This window comes from Maribacter sp. 2-571 (genome assembly GCF_050589625.1).
GTDB lineage: Bacteria > Bacteroidota > Bacteroidia > Flavobacteriales > Flavobacteriaceae > Pelagihabitans.
Map to the genome: position 1 here is coordinate 1 of NZ_JBNGOP010000017.1, position 17,911 is coordinate 17,911.

Sequence of the window (17,911 nt, forward strand, 5' to 3'; positions counted from 1 at the left end):
TGCCCTGATTCATTGGTAGTATATTTTAGTTTACCACCAAAAAACGAACATTTCAAATCAAAAAATCAAAGAACGGCTGTAACTTGTATATTTTTAAGGTCTTTACAAAGATTACTATTACATTAACCGGACACTATTGACTAACTACTCGGTACTTACTACTCGGTAATAACTATTAAATACTCACGACTCAGTACTAGGTACTCGGTACTCACAACTCGGTACTAACTACTTAATACTCACTACTCGGTACTCACTACTCGGTACTCACCACTCAATTAATCGTCCTGTTTCCAAAGAATCAAAACCTATTGTCTCCATCCAAAATATCTCCCAATCCTCCTAAAATACTTCCTTCGCCTTTACTGTTCCCTCTTCGCGGAAGCGCCGCCAAAACCCTTCCGGCCAATCGGCTAAAGGGTAGCGACTGTATGTAAACCGTACCGGGACCTCTTAAGGTGGCAAAAAACAGCCCTTCCCCTCCGAATATGGTATTTTTAATACCGCCGATAAATTCGATATCGTAGTCTACGTTCTGGGTAAAACCGACAATACACCCGGTATCCACTTTAAGGGTTTCCCCCATGGCCAAATCTTTACGTGCCAAGGTACCTCCCGCGTGGACGAATGCCATTCCGTCCCCTTCCAATTTTTGCATGATAAAGCCTTCGCCACCAAAGAGTCCCCTTCCCAGTTTTTTAGAAAATTCCACTCCTACCGCAACCCCTTTTGCGGCACATAAAAAGGCATCCTTTTGGCAAACGAACTTGCCTTGGTTTTCAGAAAGGTCGATCGGGACAATTTTTCCGGGATATGGCGAGGCAAAGCTTACCTTTCTTTTGTTTTGCCCAACGTTCAAAAAGGCCGTCATAAACAGACTCTCTCCGGTGAGAATACGTTTTCCAGCGGAAAAAATTTTTCCCAAAACCCCTTTTTCCTGATTGGAACCATCGCCAAATATGGTATCCATCTTAATATCGTTGTCCATCATCATAAAACTACCGGCCTCAGCGACCACCGCTTCCTGAGGGTCCAGTTCAATTTCGACATACTGCATTTCTTCCCCGTATATCTCGTAGTCTATTTCGTGTGAGTTCATAATAAGTTCGTTTTTAATTTTATTAAGGTAACAGCTGTTGGTAAGCGAATGCGCTCTTTTGTTACAAAAGATTTGGGAGGCACCTTCACCGTTCGCCCTTCAACCGTACCGTCCATTCAAAGTTAAAGGTGGAAACCGTTATTCCGGCCTCGTTTACGCCAACGGATTTCATCCAAAAGGTTTGCCCCTCCCCTGTTGCAATGGTGGCGTCCAATGCTTCCTTGATCAAGTGGCCGTCCTCGCAGGTAAATGTTATTTTTCCGGTAGCCTTTTTGGAAAAGTTCGCATTGTTGTTGGCCACCAACATCGATATCCGTTTTCCGGAGGTCCGTATTTGAACGGTGACCATGGCTCCGGTGGCATACTCCGCTGCCATACCCTGTACCGCCCAAAACATGGACTTAAAGGGGTTTTGATTGATCCATCGGTGCCTTACGGTTACGATAGCTTTCTTGTTATCGATGTATTTTAAACGTACACCGCACCACCACGCAGCCGGTAATTTAAAAAAAGAAAAGGTGTTGAATTTCCGCGGAGATACCGTCATTTATTGCTTGTTTGGGTTAAACCCGTTTTATGCATTAGAAAATCTACTACGGCGCGAAACTGCTTCAAAACCGGGCGTTTTACTATGTTTCCGGGTTTAACCGTAGCCCCGAAGTTTCGGGGCTATGCCCAAACCCGGGAACATCCGGTTTTATTGCATTTTCGACCCTCATAACGAAGTTCTAACGCATAAACCGGGTTAAAAGTATCAAAAATAACAGACATCAACAATGTTAATTAAATGTTAATTCTTAGTACTATGTGTTGCATAGTACCTTTGTTTAGATATATATTTGCATAAGAAAATAACATGCCATGACCAATACCTTATCAAAACACGAGCGAAATTTATCGGCCTTGATCCATGCGTCAACCTTCTCAAAATTCTTTATTCCGTTCGGGAATTTTATTATTCCGTTGGTACTATGGACCGCAAATAAAAAGGAATACGAGTTTGTGGATTACAACGGGAAGCAGGCATTGAACTTTCAATTGAGCCTACTGCTTTATTCCATCATCATCAGTCTTGCCAGCATTCCCTTTTTTATAGGGGTCCTCCCAGATCTTTTTGATTTTGGGCATCTGGGTTTTGACCGGCTACAAAACTTTAACAGTTTCAACATCCGATTCGATAGCGATGACTTTCGTTTTGGCAGGTGGTGGCTTCCATTTGGGATCAGCGGTCTGTTACAAGCCGCACTTATGATCGTCAATATCGTATATACTATTTTAGCCGTTATCCGAACCAACGAGGGGCAGGCCTTTGCCTATCCCATAACCGTAAAATTCATCAAATAATGAAACACATCATTTCTTTTTTGTCCGGTATATTTTTAATGGCCATTGGTAGTGTCGACGCCCAAGTGGCAAGGGATTCTGAATTGTACCAAACCCTAATGCAGCAAGACAGCATTTTGTTCGAGGCCGCCTTCGATACCTGCGACGTAGCGACTTTGGAAGGCATTTTCACGGAAGACTTTGAATTTTATCACGACAAGGGCGGCCTGTCGGAAGGTAGGGCCATGTTTCTGGGACCCATGCGTGAAAACTGCGAAAAACGGGATGCCTCAAAACCGCAAGCGTCCAAAAGGATCTTGATTACGAACAGCTTGGAGGTGTACCCCTTATATAAGAAAGATGTGCTCTATGGGGCCATACAACATGGTGTACACCGCTTTGAATCGCTGGACGAAAACAATACCTATGTAAAGGGCGATATCGCCAAGTTTACCCATGTGTGGATAAAGGAAGACAATATATGGAAGGTAAAACGGGAACTCAGTTATGACCATCAATACCGACCGCAACAATAAAGGGTACTCATCACACCCGTTACCTAGGAGTTTATTCATCAATCATCAGTATTTGGGTCGCTAAGCGACCCGCTCGAACAGCGCCGTTAAGGCGACGCACGGGCACATCAAAAAACGAACCGTTAACCATGCAGACATCATTCTCGAAAGAAAAGCAAGAGCGACCGAAGAGATCGGAACTGCGTCAAAAGCAAAAAGAAATTATGAATGTAGAAAACACAAAGGCACAAATGCGCAAAGGAGTGCTGGAGTATTGTATCCTTTCCATTCTGAACGGAAAGGATAAGTATGCCTCGGAAATCCTGAGCACGCTAAAAGATGCCAAAATGCTGGTAGTGGAGGGAACCATTTACCCTTTGCTTACCAGGTTAAAAAATGCCGGCCTGCTCAATTATCGTTGGGAAGAGTCCACTTCGGGCCCTCCTCGGAAATATTACACCCTTACCGAAACAGGAAAAATGTTTCTAAAAGAGCTGGATACCACATGGGACGAACTGCGGAACGCGACCAATTTGGTAACGCAAAACAAATAACCATCAACAAAAAACGCCGATCGCTATCCCATAACGATACGGTGCATAAAACAATCAGAAAATGAACAAGACAGTAAATATTAATCTAGCCAACATCCTCTTTCATATCGATGAGGATGCCTACAACAAAATGAGGCGCTATTTGGAATCCGTACGGCGTTCGTTCGCCAATACGCCCGGTAGCGACGAGATCTTGGCCGATATTGAAGCACGGATCGCCGAACTTTTTCATGAAAAATTGGAAAACGAACGACAGGTAATCACGCAAAAAGAAGTAGACGAGGTTATTACCATCATGGGACAGCCCGAAGATTACATGGTCGATGAAGATATTTTTGACGACAATCCCAAACAATCTGCCCAAAGCGCGCCCAATAGGGTAAAAAAACTGTATCGGGACACCGAACAAAAATATGTTGCGGGGGTTTCCTCCGGACTGGCCCATTACCTCGGTATCGACCCCTTATGGGTACGCCTATTGTGGATATTGCTTACGGTAGGATCGGGAGGCGGTTTCATATTATTGTACGGCCTATTGTGGATCCTGATTCCGGAAGCCGCTACCACGGCCCAAAAATTGGACATGCGGGGCGAAGCCGTTAACATCAGTAATATCGAGCGAAAAGTAAAGGAAGGTTTTGATGATGTTACCGAAAAAATTAAAAGTGTCGACTATGACAAGGTCGGCAACAGGGTAAAAAATAGTGGAAAAACGTTTTTTGATACCCTGGGCGACATCATCATGTTCTTGTTCAAAATATTCGGTAAGTTCATCGGCATCATACTTATCGTAACGGGAGCTTCCGTGATCATCGGTATGTTCATCGGTATGCTGACCGTGGGTACCTTGGATTGGATCCATTTGCCCGGTGTCGATAGCATAATGGCCGACGTTACCCAATCGCCGGTATGGCTATTGTCCCTGTTGTTATTTTTTGCAGTGGGCATCCCGTTTTTCTTTCTGTTATATCTAGGGCTAAAAATTCTGGTAACCAATCTTAAATCGATCGGGAACATCGCCAAATTTTCCCTATTGGGCCTATGGTTGCTATCGGTAATCTCTTTAGTGGTCATGGGTGTTCGCGAGGCGGCCTCCCATGCCTTCGAGGGTACCGTTAAAACCGAAAACAGCTATACCCTACCCGCTTCGGACACGCTACGCTTGAGTTTGACCTCAACTGACCTGTGGGACAAAAGGGAACAGATACGAATGGACGACCTTGTAAAAACCTACACTGACGAGGGAGACGCCATACTGCTATCGGACGACCTTCGTTTCAGGATACGGAAATCACGGGATAGCATGGTGCATATCCAAATACGGAAAGAGGCCAATGGCGCATCCGTATCCGAGGCACGGGAAACGGCCAGCACCATTAACTATGATTACGAGGTAATCGGAAATGAGCTGCGCTTCGACAGTTTTTTGACCGCAACGGAGCAATTTAAGTTCAAAGGCCAGCAAGTACGGGTCGATATTTATATACCCCAAGGGCGATTTCTAAAATTGGAAGCCCCTATGGGAAGGGCTAACTGGAGGGTAAGGGCCAATACCGACACCAACCGGCGTATTGAGGACAACCTATGGATGATGGGCTACGATGGTAGGCTCAAATGTCAGGAATGCCCCGAAGATGACGATGATGACAACGAAATGGAAGATGGCCGTATCATCATCAACGAAGATGGTATCGACATCAATTTTCAAGATGAGGATGGGGAATCCTTTAAAATGAAAATCGATGAAGATGGCGTGAATATTCGGGCGAAGGACAAGAACGGCAACAACATCGACAAAGTAATCATTAATGAAGAAGGTATGGATATCGATGTCAATAATGACAACGACTCCCAATAGCCACTTTTAACCCGGATTATGCATTAGAACTTCGTAATGAAGCTTTTAGCTACGATAAAATATGACATTTTATGAATGTAAGCATAGCCCCGAAGTTTCGGGGCTACGGTTACATTTAAAAATGTAGCGCAGCACCATAGTTTGAAGTAGCTGGAAGCTGTAATAGATTTTCTAATGCATAAAGCGGGTTTAAAGAAACTGTAGTAGCAAATATAGATTTTAACGTGGCGACTTACAGTTCATCCCCTTTATTTGACAATTCGGTATCATATATTAAAAAACATGTTGCCTAACTTGCATCTTTACATCAGTTAAAAAACAATCATCAACCGTCACATTCCAGGCAAGTGGGAATGTTGCAAAAAACAAACATCATGACAACACTAATTAAATTAACGATTGCCCTTTTATTGTCCCTTTTTCTTTCTTCTTGTGGTTTTGACATTAAAATCAATGGGGAGAGCTGGGGAAGCGGCACCAAAGGAAACGGTTCGGTAACTACGGAATCGCGATCGGTCTCCGAGGATTTTACGGAGATAACCGCTCAAGAAGGTCTTATGGTATATGTTACCCAAGCCGATGAATTTAAAATTGAAGTGGAGGCCGACGAGAATATTTTGGAGTTGATCGGAACCGATATCAGCAATGGGAGACTAAAGGTACATGCCCGTAAAAATATAGGCCGCGCCACGAAAAACGTTTACGTATCGTTACCGGATGTCAGTGCCTTAAAAAGTTCGAGCGGTGCACATTTAAAAACCAAGAATACCATTGTGGGCGACCGTATCGAAATAGATGCCAGTAGCGGTGCCAACCTATTTATCGATTTGGATGCCGACGATGTGGAGGTAGATGCCAGTAGCGGCGCCAACCTTGAAATCGTAGGAACTACCGATCAGGCCGATTTTGATATCAGTAGCGGAAGTAACGTCAATGCAAAAGATTTTGAATCGAATACCTGCGAGGCCGAGGCCAGCAGCGGAGCAAACCTTAAGATCTATGTTACGGAAGCGCTCGTTGCCAATGCCAGTAGCGGTGGCAACATTTCCTACTACGGAAACGCTTCTTTTGAAGGGCAAAAAAATATTTCGGGAAGTATCGTACATCGCGATTAAAAAAAACTCGCAGCCTCCTTCCGCAATTTCACCAAGCAGTTGGAAATGAATACCAAAAAAGGGCTTTCGGAAATACCGAAAGCCCTTTTTATAAACAGGAAGTAACACTACTCAACAACAAACTTTTTTAAGGATTCCGTATCCCCTTGAAGAATACGTACAAAATACATACCACTGGGATATTTGGCCACGTTTAAATCGTAACTTCCATCCACTCCCTTGGCTCGATGCAATTCTTGACCGATCATGTTGTACACCTTAATTTCCGTGAACAAGGAGCTACTGCCCCCATCCAACTGTATTCGTACCATTTCCTTGGCTGGATTGGGATACAGTGTAATACCGGTTCGGGAAAGGCCATTTTTTTGTTCAACGGCCGTTGGTCCGCTGCTTTTACCGGATAACTCGCCAACAGAAAGTAAGCGTGCATATAGTTTCACCTCATCGATACGGCCACTCCACGTATTCCAACTATTCCCGTTGCCCATGGCACCCAGAAACAATGTCCTATCAAATCGGGTACCTGCGGATACTGTACCAGTGTGGACGGAAACGCCATTTACGTATATTACATATTCCCCATTGGAAACGGTAAGGGCCACCAAATTCCATTGATCGAACGGAAAAGCCCCTGCCGCGGATTTGGTAAAATCACTATTGTTCTCGCCTTGGGTCTGAAATGCAATAGTACCGTCGGTAGTATCCCAAGAATTTACAAAAAAGTTAAATCCGGTTTCCGCGCCCGAATCATTGTTGCCCAACAACCAATTCTGATGCTCTTGCTCCCCGTTATTAAAGGCCCACATGGTTATGGTAAACGTATCGGGAAGCACAATGGTTCCAAGCTCGGCCATCGCACGGTCCGAAACCGATAAATCCAGTGAGGCACTACCAACAGAGGACTGATCGGCATACACCGCACCATTCACCAAACTGGCATCCTTATCCCCTACGATATCCTCGGGAGAATTGTCGAACTCCCAATGGTGTAACAATTTGGGGGTTTCGTTCCCTGCTACATAGGGAATAAGGGAACTTCCCGGGATTACTTCCGATGGTTCCGATGTCGGTTCTCCAGGTTTCGACCAGCCTACGGCAAGATTGTCCAACCCGTATCCCTCTTTCATAAGCGCTTCTATATAATATTTTTTACCGGCCTCCAATTGGATCTGCGCCGATCTTTGTGTTGTAAAAACATTCCAGTCGCGGGGTCCTGTCCAAGACGTATGGTAAGCTATTCTGTTGGCCGAATTCGGATCCTCGCCCGTTCCCAACCACAATGCCACATGATCATCGCCAGCGACCCAGAAACGATAGTTACCGGAAACCGGAGGACAAAGATGTCCTCGCATGCGCAGCCCATATTCGTCCAACACATCGGTTTCCGCCTCAAAGCTGGTCGCACTGTACGTGGTATCGGGATTATCAGGGTACTTGACCGAATTGGTCAGGTCGGAAATTGCGGTTCCTAAAATACCCTCGAAGCGTTCCACCAAAATTGTTCCGGTATTCGAACAACTCACCCCCGTTTGAGCAAAAGAAGCGGTAATGGACTTTGAGCCGTCCATGGTGATCGTAATCGGGTTTTCAGTTGTGTCGATGGCCCCTGACCATTGGTCAAATGCATATCCATCATTTGGTATTGCGGTCAACACTACCGATTCGCCAAGTTCATAACTCGCTTTATCCGGATCTTTGGTAACCGATCCTTCAGTGCCATTAACGGTCACGTCGAGTACGATGGCGTTGTTACAACCCAAATCCGATATCACAACATTTTTTTCCCCCGCTGGGGTTGGGAGCGATATTCTTCCCCTGTCGTCATAAGCCACAGCGGTAATCAATACTTCGGTACCGACATCAAGAGCAGGTTGCCACGTCAAGGCAAAATTATTTTGGGCGTCCCGGCTTTCCCCGATGTAATGCCATTCATAATAGTATTTGATTACTCTGGTATCGGCAGATGCAGATACCGAAAGTTCGCATCCGTTCTTTGAAAAATTCTGCCCTTCGGAAAGGTTCAATACAAGCGTTGGTCTGGGGTTTAACGTATACCGATTGCCAGAGGCATTTGAAGAAGCTTTTAAAAAGCCCATGGTATAGATCATATAATTGTTCTGTTGGTGGATGGTATATTCGCCACCTTGTATGCTGAACTTATTATAAAATTTAGATTCGGCCTCAGGCCATACGTTTGGCGTATCATTCGCTTGTGGGAAGGAGCCTCCCCTTGCAAAGAATTCTGAAAAGACCGAATCGGTAAACCAAAAGTTCATTGCACCAAAATAGGAGGTATACCCAATGTTGGCCTCATTATAATACACTTTACTATTGTAGTCGTTGACCAACCATCCATTGGGATTAAACACCCACTTATCGTCCCGTTCTCCCAATCCGGACAAGTAGGTAAGGTTCAATTGATTACCGCCCAATACGTAATTTGCAGCGTTTTGAACGGTGTTCAGGTATTTTTCATCTCCCGTAAGTCGGTGTGCCACCGCAACCAATGTCATACGGGGTGTTGTAAACGGTCCCAATTCAAAGGATTGATAATTTTCCATTCCATTGCGAAAAGCATTGATCTGGGAACGGTCGACCTTTAGATCGGTCGCCTTAGATCGGATTTCAGTTTTGATATCGTTTTGCAAGGCTACATCCAAATCATTAAAGGTCTGTGGTATCAATGCATAACTCGCGATAACCATGTCATACGAGTTTGGACCGGACCACTCGCCATAGGAACTATCGGGCTCCCAATCGCGATAAGTTCGAAAAGTATCCTGATATGTGCTATTACCGGTTGCGCGAAATAGATTGCCCGCAGCAAAGCCCCTCGCACGACGTTCTTCATTATTTAAATTGCCCCGTGCATTCGCCCAGGCATACGCTTCATTTGCCTCCCTTACCCATTCGTCAAACTCCGGGTGGTTGCCAGAACCGGTCAATTGGTGTAATTTATTTAAGCATACCGCGTACCACGATGCCAAACCGGCATACAGAAAGGTTTGTTCGGTGTTTTCCGCAGATACATACCAATCCCTGAAATCCGTCCAGGCCACGATACCATCGCCACCTTCTATCCCATCACGGCCGGTGTATCCTGGAACGCCCCCGGTTCCTCCATAATCCCGTTGTAGTACCGTTCTCGCCCTGCGATAATATTTGATCAACCACGATGCTTCATCCAACAGATCGGGAACCCCGTTTGTACCCTCATCGATCCATTGCGGATCGTTGGCATCCAACTTGTAGCGATTATCTACCTCCCCGTCATAAAATCGGCCCGGATACAGATCGTACAACAATAATAGCGACATCGGTGTCTTTGCATGCGAAATGTAAGCATCCCAATCCCCGGCATCATGGTAGTGTCCCCATATGTTTTTTACCTGTGGCGAACCGGTATTGAAAGTGGCATTTGTAGTTTCGCTACCCTCCCAATCCTTATCGTAGCGCCAAACAATATCATCCGGGTGGTGGTCCCTTGGCATTATTTTGCCGTTTTCCATTTCCTTTACAATACCTTGTCGTTGCCAAAACAGTCCTTTCATTGCGTAATAAAAGGTTTCCTTATTGATGTCATCATTTATTTCAAAGGGATACGAACATCCGATTCCCTCGACCGCCACAATATACTCCCCAACACTATTGAACGCAGTAAAATCGCATTGCCAAACATCGGCGTGCGAATAATTATTTTCTGGCCCATACGCTTGATTTTCGTTCTCCACTAGTGTTTTATCGGCGCGCTTTTCAATGGTTCCACTAAAAACCGTTTCTCCAGTACGATACTCAAGTATCCGAAATTCGTTGCCCAGCTTGTCGTCCAGATCGAGCCCTCCTTTTTGATGGGGACCGTTATCGAAATTGCCCATCCACTGCGAGAGGTATGCAAACTTTTGGCCGTTTCTTGGGAAACCGATCATGTTAACGTGTACCGTTTCGGAACGCAACCGATCAACATCATAAACAAAGGTGATCTCCTTCAGGTTGCCGACCAAATTCTCAACGTTCAACGTATACGTACTACCCTGCCGCAAAGCGGACGGAAGCTGTAGGTACAACTGGTGCCCCCATACATAAGGTACCGGATGCCATTGATTATTATATTCCGTTGCTTTTGACTTTCTACCGATGTATATCGGGTTTTGGGGGTTTTGGTAGTTGGCGTCGTCAGAACTGCTAATTTGATAGTTCGCCGTATTTCCCGTCTTAACAAGGTCTAAAGGACCAACATAGGTGATGTTGTCCTCCTGTGTTTGCCCAACCCCCCAATAATCAATTTGCCCTTCATCTATTTCCAGTGATAAAATTTTATCTGTTATGGGTACCACGGCTACCAGATCGGGGGACTCTTGTCCGGTAGCCGCCCGGGGGCAAAAAAGAAACATAAAACTAAGGGTAATGGTACCCATAAACGATAAAAAAGAGGAAGATGGTTTTTTCATGGAAGTTGCTTTTAAGATTATTAAATGGGGCTATCCGTAAAATCCCGAACATTCTCAAAGGATTTGAAAGAACCCCTAAATTAGGGCCCTTGGAGGATAAAAAGTTGTCAAATATTCCCAAAATACATTCAAGTGTTCCCAATTATCCATTCTCGTGCCAACGAATATGGTAGCTATGACAAAAAGCCCCTAAAACATGCTTTTTATCTCCTTGATCTGGAATCGCTCGCCAAGGGATGCACCCCCTAAACCAGTATCCTCCGAAATCTAAAAAACCTGCTGCACACGTACATATAAAGAACCAAACCTTTTGATTTTGAAACCCTCGCACCTTATCTCTTTGTTTTTGCAGTTGTTTTTCCTGGCAATTGGGAACGCTTTGATTTACGGACAGCATATTAATTCCGATTTCAAAGTGGTCCCTGTTGAACATTCCCTAAAGCTGAAGCACCCAAATGTAAATGCAATTCATCAGGATTCTTTGGGGTTTATGTGGTTTGCCGGGGAATATGGGCTTCAACGGTTCGATGGTATCCAATTCAAAAGCTATTCCCCGAGGACCACAGATCGGCAAAAAAAAATCGTTGGTCCCATCGAACAGATCATACCCGATAAAAATGGGAACTTTTGGCTTCTCTACACTGCAAAGGGAATAGGGCATTTCAATTATGCAAGGGAACAATTTGAGCACTATGATTATCACCCTAAGAAGGTCGGTGGTCTTCTTACCAATCAAACTACCAAGGTTGTTGTTACGGAAAGTGAATCTGTTTACGTTTGTTCCGATAACGGACTGCAGTTGTTCCGAGGTCCAGAAAATGGTTTTGAAACAATTTTAGGGGGTTTTGGAAGTGACCGTTTAGCGGTACTGGACGTTTTTGAAGATAAACGGGGAACTGTATGGATCGCCACAGAAAATGGCTTATATCAACGTTCCAAAAAACTCCAAAAACTTCAACAAGTTCGCTTTTTCGTTGTTAATGGTAAAAAGCGGGAACTCGGAAAAATCAACACCTTGGTCACAGATAGTAAAGGGACCTTATGGGCTGGTGGTGAAAATGGGCTTTTCAAACTCGATACGCTGACCGACACGCTTGTATTTGTACCGTTGATCAATGGAAAAACAGTTCCAAGAACACCCAGCATCAGTACGATCAAGGTACACCCCTTTAAGGAGGAACTCTGGATTACGACCACCGAGGCAGTCCTGAGAGTCGAAAAACCATTAGATGCAAGACGAACACAAACGCACTCTTTTTTTGAAAACCACAATTTTCAATTGAAAAATGTTTCCAAAAACTTTTCTCCCGTCTCCTTCGATCATCATGGAAACCCTTGGTTTTACCCCGGGATTAACGTTCCCGGAATATTTCGATTCGATTATGAAGGTCAACGTATCGATTCGTTGCTACATAATTCCAATTCCTCCCTTAGCATTTCCAACGCATCGGATGTTATCGCAGCCTATACCGATAATGATGACGTTCTTTGGGTTTCAACTGTGGACAAAGGGCTTTTAAAAGTGAACTTGCAACGCAAAAGGTTTCGAACTTTCACCAACAAACCATCCGACCCGCACAGTATAACTTCCAAGGATGTGTACGGGGTATACCGCTTAAAAGATGGTCGCATACTGGCCGGCGGACAATCCGGATTAGATCTTTATGACCCCTTGACCAAAAAATGGGAAAATTTTAATGCGGCACCGGAAAATTCTTCAGGCATGCCATCACAATTTGCGGGAACCATTCGCTGTTTCGATCCCAATGAACAAGTCTTTTGGGTCGGCTTTTGGGAAGGCTTACTCTCCAAATTCGATATTCGGACCAAACGTTTTACCAATTATACCTTTGACCCCCAAAATCCGAAATCCGCACGATGTTGGAGTGTTCGGGAAATCTACCAAGATAAGGATGACCCGGATATTTTATGGATAGGCAGTTCTTCCGAAGGATTGACCAAGTTGGATTTGAGAACGGACGAGTTCCGTTATTTTATGCCGAAACCAAGGGAAGGAAAGGAGGCATTGCAATACAATTGGGTACTTTCCATACACGACGATGAAGATGGGTATCTATGGTTAGGCACTCGAGAGGCAGGACTGGTATTGTTTTCAAAAAAAGAACAGCGGTTTATCGATAATTTTCCGGGAATAGCCGCCCATGAGGTATTACACAACAGTGAAATCAATTCAATTGTAAAGAGTGACTCCGATCAGGATGTATTGTGGTTGGGCACCGGAAGAGATGGATTGTTGGAATACCATAAAAAAAACGGAACCATAACAACCTACAACGACCAGAACGGCTTGCCGTCATCAAACTTGCAATATATTTTAAAGGAAAAACATGGCAACTTGTGGATTTCGACCATAGCCGGCGTTTCCAATTTTAACGTCAAAGAACGGTCGGCGACCAATTATCATTATTCCGATGGTTTGGGCAACTATGACTTTAATGAAAAATCAGGTCATCTTAGCGATGATGGGCACTTATTGTTCGGGGGTCCGAACGGGATTAGCATGTTTCATCCCGACAGTATCGGGCAAAACTACCACCGCCCTCGGTTGGCCCTGACCTCTTTTTTGGTAGACAATCATGAACTTTCGGTTACCTCAGGGGATGGGATGCAAACAACCCTGGGGCTTACAAGAAAGGTTACCCTAAATCACGCGCAAAACAATATTGCAATAAGCTTTGCATCAATGCATTACGCGCAACCTGAAAAGACCCGATTTCGCTATCGTCTCAAAGGCTATGACACCAATTGGAAATTCACCGATTACCCAAATAATACCGCACGATATACAGGTATTCCACCAGGGAACTATACTTTTCTGCTAGAACAAAAAAATGGAGCCCTTTGGGAGGGAAATGGCAACGCCCTTGAAGTAATTGTTAAACCTCCCTTTTATGGAACTTTATGGTTTTGGGGAGGCGTTTTTATACTTGCCGTTAGCGGTGTTTTCCTATACCATGGCAAACCAAAACCTTCCAGAAAGCCTAAGTACGCTGAACTGACCGGGGCGGAGACCATTTTTGGGCAGTTCGGGCAAACCGATAAAGAAGAATCTTTGACCAAAATTACGGATGGCCTGCGACCGGCCGAACTTGCGTTTATAGCGAAATGTAAATCGTTGATTCTAAAAAATAGTTCGGACAAAGGCTTTAACCATGAAACTTTGGGAACGGCCCTTGGCATGTCAAAATCAAAACTCTACCGCAAATTAAAAAGCCTCACGAACTATTCCCCGGGAGAATTTATATTACGGGTACGCATGGAAAAATCAGTAGAGGACCTCCGTTCAGGAAAATCAAATATTAGCCAAACTGCGTATGGGCTCGGTTACTCCTCGCCTTCTAACTTTAGTAGGGATTTTAAAAAAATCTTTGGAAAATCTCCCAGAGCCTTTGCGCAAACCTAAATCGATGGCCCATCCATCATACAGAACCGATCATAAAACGTGCTCGTTACCTTTAAAGGGCTTGTACAAATTGCTAAAAAAACCTTCTTTGTTTCCATTAAATTCCGGGAAGCACTTTATCTTAGGCAAAAAATAAGTTTATGAAGGTGCATCTTAAAAAGTATGTTCTCCCATTAAAGCATACCTTCAGTATTTCCCGAGAATCCCATGACTTCCAGGATTCGTTGATCGTTTCCCTGAGCCATAACGGACAAACGGGCTATGGGGAAGCCACGGCAAATCCATACTACGCCATAACCGTGGAAAGCATGATGAAGGAAATCGGGGCCATACAAGCGGAGTTGGAAGCGTTCGAATGGAACGACCCCAAAGTGCTGCATGCCTTTTTAACCGGTAAAGGCCTGAGCAATTTCGCTATTTGTGCATTGGACCTTGCCGCACATGACCTTTTCGGCAAACTTAAGGAAACGCCCCTACATGTCCTTTGGGGAACGGATTCCTCCCAATATCCTATTAGCAACTACACCATTGGTATAGACACTATTCCGAAAATGGTGGAAAAAATGAAAGAGACCCCTTGGCCCATTTACAAGATAAAATTGGGAACAGCTGACGATGTGGCCATTGTCAAGGAATTACGGTCCCATACCGACGCTATTTTTCGCATCGACGCCAATTGCGCCTGGTCGGCAGCGGAAACGGTCCGTAATGCCGAAGTCTTGAAAACATTGGGTGTCGAATTTTTGGAACAACCTTTAAAAGCGGACGATTGGGAAGGAATGGAGTATGTTGCCCACCATAGTGTATTGCCGGTTATAGCGGATGAAAGTTGTATCGTGGAGGCAGATGTCGCCCAATGCAGCCTTCATTTTAACGGCATCAACATCAAGCTTACCAAATGTGGCGGCCTTACCCCGGCGCTTCGCATGATCGCCCATGGAAAATCGTTAGGACTTCAAGTAATGGTCGGCTGTATGACGGAATCTACTGTGGGCATATCGGCCATAGCCCAATTGCTCCCACAGTTGGATTATGTAGATATGGATGGTGCCATGCTCTTAAAAAAGGACATTGCCAATGGTGTGCAACTACTGCCCGACGGAAAAGTACGTTTTCCCGAAATCGGTGGAAGCGGTGTAACGCTGTTCCAATGACGTATTATATCGACTCCTTTCCGGGCAGGCAACTGCCGATCAACGATGTGGCGTACCGCTATTTTGGGGGTACCGCTTATTTGGGCCTACAAATGGACCGCAGCTTTCAAGATCTTTTCATTAAAAACATTAGAATCCACGGTACCAATTACGGAGCTTCCAGAAAATCCAATATACGGCTCAACGTGTTCGATGAAGCCGAAAATTATCTGGCCGCACTCGTCGGAAGTGAGGCTTGTCTGACCATGTCCTCAGGGTATTTGGTGGGACAGTTGCTCGCACACCAATTGAGTGCCAAGCGTTATTGCCCGTTCTATGCGCCGGGTACCCATTCGGCTTTGCTGTCCGATACGGTATCTAGAGCTACCTCCTACCCCGAACTACGTTTACGACTGGAACACCATTTGAAAACAAGCCCGGAACGCGCTCCCGTACTGTTTTTGGATGCCATCGATTTTTTCGGGGAAAACTATCCGGATTTCTTGGGATTACGGGAACTCCCCTTAAAGGAGCTCATCGTCGTCATAGACGATTCCCATGGCCTGGGAATCGTGGGCGAACACGGAAGCGGGGTATATAAAACCGTTCGGGGGTTTGGCCCCAAGGAGCTAATGGTGTGCGGCTCTTTGGGAAAAGGTTTCGGCATTCAGGCCGGTGCGATTTTTGGGTCGAAAAAACGAATCGCGGCAATTCAAAATTCCGCTTTTTATGGAGGGGCCAGTCCATGCGCACCGGCGGCACTCGCTACGCTGTTGGAAGCCGAAAATATCTATGCACACAAAAGAACGGTTCTTCAAGAGCACATTGCCCTTTTCCGTTCCAAACTCGACTGCCCCGAAAGGTTTGCGAGCATGCCGCAACATCCTGCCTTTAGCTATACGGGAAAAGTACTTACCGATCATTTACGGAGTCGACAGATCATCACCACAAGTTTTAACTATCCCGAAGGTAGCGCTGCTTTAATGAACCGGATCGTACTCAGTGCGGGGCATACCAAAGCGGATATCCATGCCCTGATCGAAGGAATCAATAGTTTGTAGAAACAACGGTCCATTACAGGGGCGTTGTGGCACCCAAAAAAGACCCGCCTTATGTTTTCGACCCTATTCAAAATAAAAGGCCGAACGCGCTAAACGTTCGGCCTTATTTGTAATCTAACTTGAAGGTTGCCTATTTTACAACTACGATAGCGGTGTACATTAGGCCACCTCTTCCGGTGTTTCTATGGTCGCAAGGTAACGCTCGGCATCCAAAGCGGCCATACAGCCCGTTCCGGCAGCGGTAATGGCCTGTCGATACTCCTTGTCCTGAGAATCGCCACAAGCAAATACTCCCGGTCTGTTGGTTTTTGTGGATTTCCCTTTTGTAATGAGATATCCCGTATCATCCATATCTAACTGCCCTTTGAAGATATCGGTATTCGGAGTATGTCCGATAGCGATAAAGAGACCTGTAATGGCGATATCCTCTTTTTCACCGGTTTGGTTGTTCACCATACGTAGCCCTTCCACAACTTGGTCTCCCAAAACCTCGTCAACCTCGGTATTGTAGCGAAGGTCAACGTTTGGTAGACTGGTCACGCGATGCTGCATGGCCTTGGAGGCGCGCATATGATCTTTACGGACCAACATGGTCACCTTATTACAAATATTGGCCAAGTACGATGCTTCTTCGGCCGCAGTATCACCTCCACCGACAATGGCTACATCCTGTCCCTTATAGAAAAAACCGTCGCAAACGGCACATGCCGAAACACCGCCTCCCCGCAAGCGTTGCTCACTGGGAATATTCAGGTAACGTGCCGAGGCCCCTGTGCTTATGATTACCGTTTCGGCCTCTATGGTTTTATCGTTATCGACAGTTGCCACATGAATTCCGCCTACCTCATCGCTCAAGGTAATTGCGGTAATCATTCCGATACGTACTTCGGTACCGAAACGTTCTGCCTGTTGTTGTAGCTGCACCATCATGCTGGGGCCGTCGATGCCCTCCGGATAGCCCGGAAAGTTATCCACTTCGGTTGTGGTGGTAAGCTGACCGCCCGGTTCCATACCGGTATATACCACAGGCTTCAAATCGGCCCTGGCCGCATAAATTGCAGCGGTATATCCTGCTGGACCGGATCCTATGATCAATGTTTTAATTCGTTCGATTTGCGCTGACATATCCTTAAATTATTTTGTAGAACAAAAGTAGTTTTTTTTGAAAAAACCTTACTTCCTACTTATTAAAAGTTATTATCGTTCTTTGCCAATTCTGAGTGGCACTTCAATTTCATTTGTCTCCTTTTTCCACTAAAACTTTCAAAAAAGATTCCCGAAACTAAATTTTAAGGCAGTGACTTTATCGTAAAAATCAGAAAATTCTTATTAACCCTTAGGAATGTGTTAATTTTTAGAAGAATCTTACCTTTTTTTGATA

At 45.0% G+C, this 17,911-nt stretch carries 12 protein-coding genes; 8 read left to right on the forward strand and 4 right to left on the reverse strand.

What is annotated here, in order from left to right; all coding sequences use genetic code 11:
- Positions 1-301: 301 nt before the first annotated feature.
- On the reverse strand, positions 302-1,099 hold the full coding sequence (locus ACRD7P_RS13005; RefSeq protein ID WP_430908062.1) for a TIGR00266 family protein: 798 nt from the start codon (positions 1,097-1,099) through the stop codon (positions 302-304).
- Between the two features lie 85 nt (positions 1,100-1,184).
- Complete coding sequence (locus ACRD7P_RS13010; RefSeq protein ID WP_430908063.1) at positions 1,185-1,646, reverse strand: DUF4442 domain-containing protein; 462 nt, start codon at positions 1,644-1,646, stop codon at positions 1,185-1,187.
- Positions 1,647-1,960: 314 nt separating this feature from the next.
- Here ACRD7P_RS13010 and ACRD7P_RS13015 point away from each other — a divergent pair, with 314 nt between their 5' ends.
- From ACRD7P_RS13015 to ACRD7P_RS13035, 5 genes are all read left to right on the forward strand, one after another.
- Entirely contained in the window at positions 1,961-2,443 is a 483-nt protein-coding gene (locus tag ACRD7P_RS13015) for a DUF4870 domain-containing protein (protein ID WP_430908064.1), read from the forward strand.
- Entirely contained in the window at positions 2,443-2,958 is a 516-nt protein-coding gene (locus ACRD7P_RS13020; RefSeq protein WP_430908065.1) for a nuclear transport factor 2 family protein, read from the forward strand. Before ACRD7P_RS13015 ends, ACRD7P_RS13020 begins: the two co-directional genes overlap by 1 nt.
- A 203-nt stretch (positions 2,959-3,161) precedes the next feature.
- Positions 3,162-3,491 carry a PadR family transcriptional regulator gene (locus tag ACRD7P_RS13025; RefSeq protein ID WP_430908149.1) on the forward strand — a complete coding sequence of 110 codons (330 nt, stop codon included), beginning with the start codon at positions 3,162-3,164 and terminating at the stop codon, positions 3,489-3,491.
- A gap of 61 nt (positions 3,492-3,552) precedes the next feature.
- Entirely contained in the window at positions 3,553-5,349 is a 1,797-nt protein-coding gene (locus tag ACRD7P_RS13030; protein WP_430908066.1) for a PspC domain-containing protein, read from the forward strand.
- 374 nt (positions 5,350-5,723) lie between these two features.
- A complete protein-coding gene (locus ACRD7P_RS13035) occupies positions 5,724-6,464 on the forward strand; it encodes a head GIN domain-containing protein (RefSeq protein ID WP_430908067.1) in 741 nt (246 codons plus the stop codon).
- A gap of 107 nt (positions 6,465-6,571) precedes the next feature.
- Here the strand turns inward: ACRD7P_RS13035 and ACRD7P_RS13040 are convergent, their stop codons facing one another.
- The gene (locus tag ACRD7P_RS13040) at positions 6,572-10,912 is read right to left on the reverse strand and encodes a LamG-like jellyroll fold domain-containing protein (protein WP_430908068.1); all 4,341 of its coding nucleotides are present in this window, start codon (positions 10,910-10,912) and stop codon (positions 6,572-6,574) included.
- Positions 10,913-11,228: 316 nt separating this feature from the next.
- Between ACRD7P_RS13040 and ACRD7P_RS13045 the strand changes: the two genes are divergently transcribed.
- The 3 genes from ACRD7P_RS13045 (at position 11,229) to ACRD7P_RS13055 (ending at position 16,530) form a co-directional block, all read left to right on the forward strand.
- Complete coding sequence (locus ACRD7P_RS13045) at positions 11,229-14,336, forward strand: two-component regulator propeller domain-containing protein (RefSeq protein WP_430908069.1); 3,108 nt, start codon at positions 11,229-11,231, stop codon at positions 14,334-14,336.
- Between the two features lie 140 nt (positions 14,337-14,476).
- Positions 14,477-15,490, forward strand: a complete 1,014-nt coding sequence (locus ACRD7P_RS13050; RefSeq protein WP_430908070.1) for a dipeptide epimerase — start codon at positions 14,477-14,479, stop codon at positions 15,488-15,490.
- Complete coding sequence (locus ACRD7P_RS13055; protein ID WP_430908071.1) at positions 15,487-16,530, forward strand: aminotransferase class I/II-fold pyridoxal phosphate-dependent enzyme; 1,044 nt, start codon at positions 15,487-15,489, stop codon at positions 16,528-16,530. Before ACRD7P_RS13050 ends, ACRD7P_RS13055 begins: the two co-directional genes overlap by 4 nt.
- Before the next feature lie 159 nt (positions 16,531-16,689).
- Here the strand turns inward: ACRD7P_RS13055 and trxB are convergent, their stop codons facing one another.
- The gene (gene trxB, locus ACRD7P_RS13060) at positions 16,690-17,655 is read right to left on the reverse strand and encodes a thioredoxin-disulfide reductase (RefSeq protein WP_430908072.1); all 966 of its coding nucleotides are present in this window, start codon (positions 17,653-17,655) and stop codon (positions 16,690-16,692) included.
- Positions 17,656-17,911 lie beyond the last annotated feature (256 nt).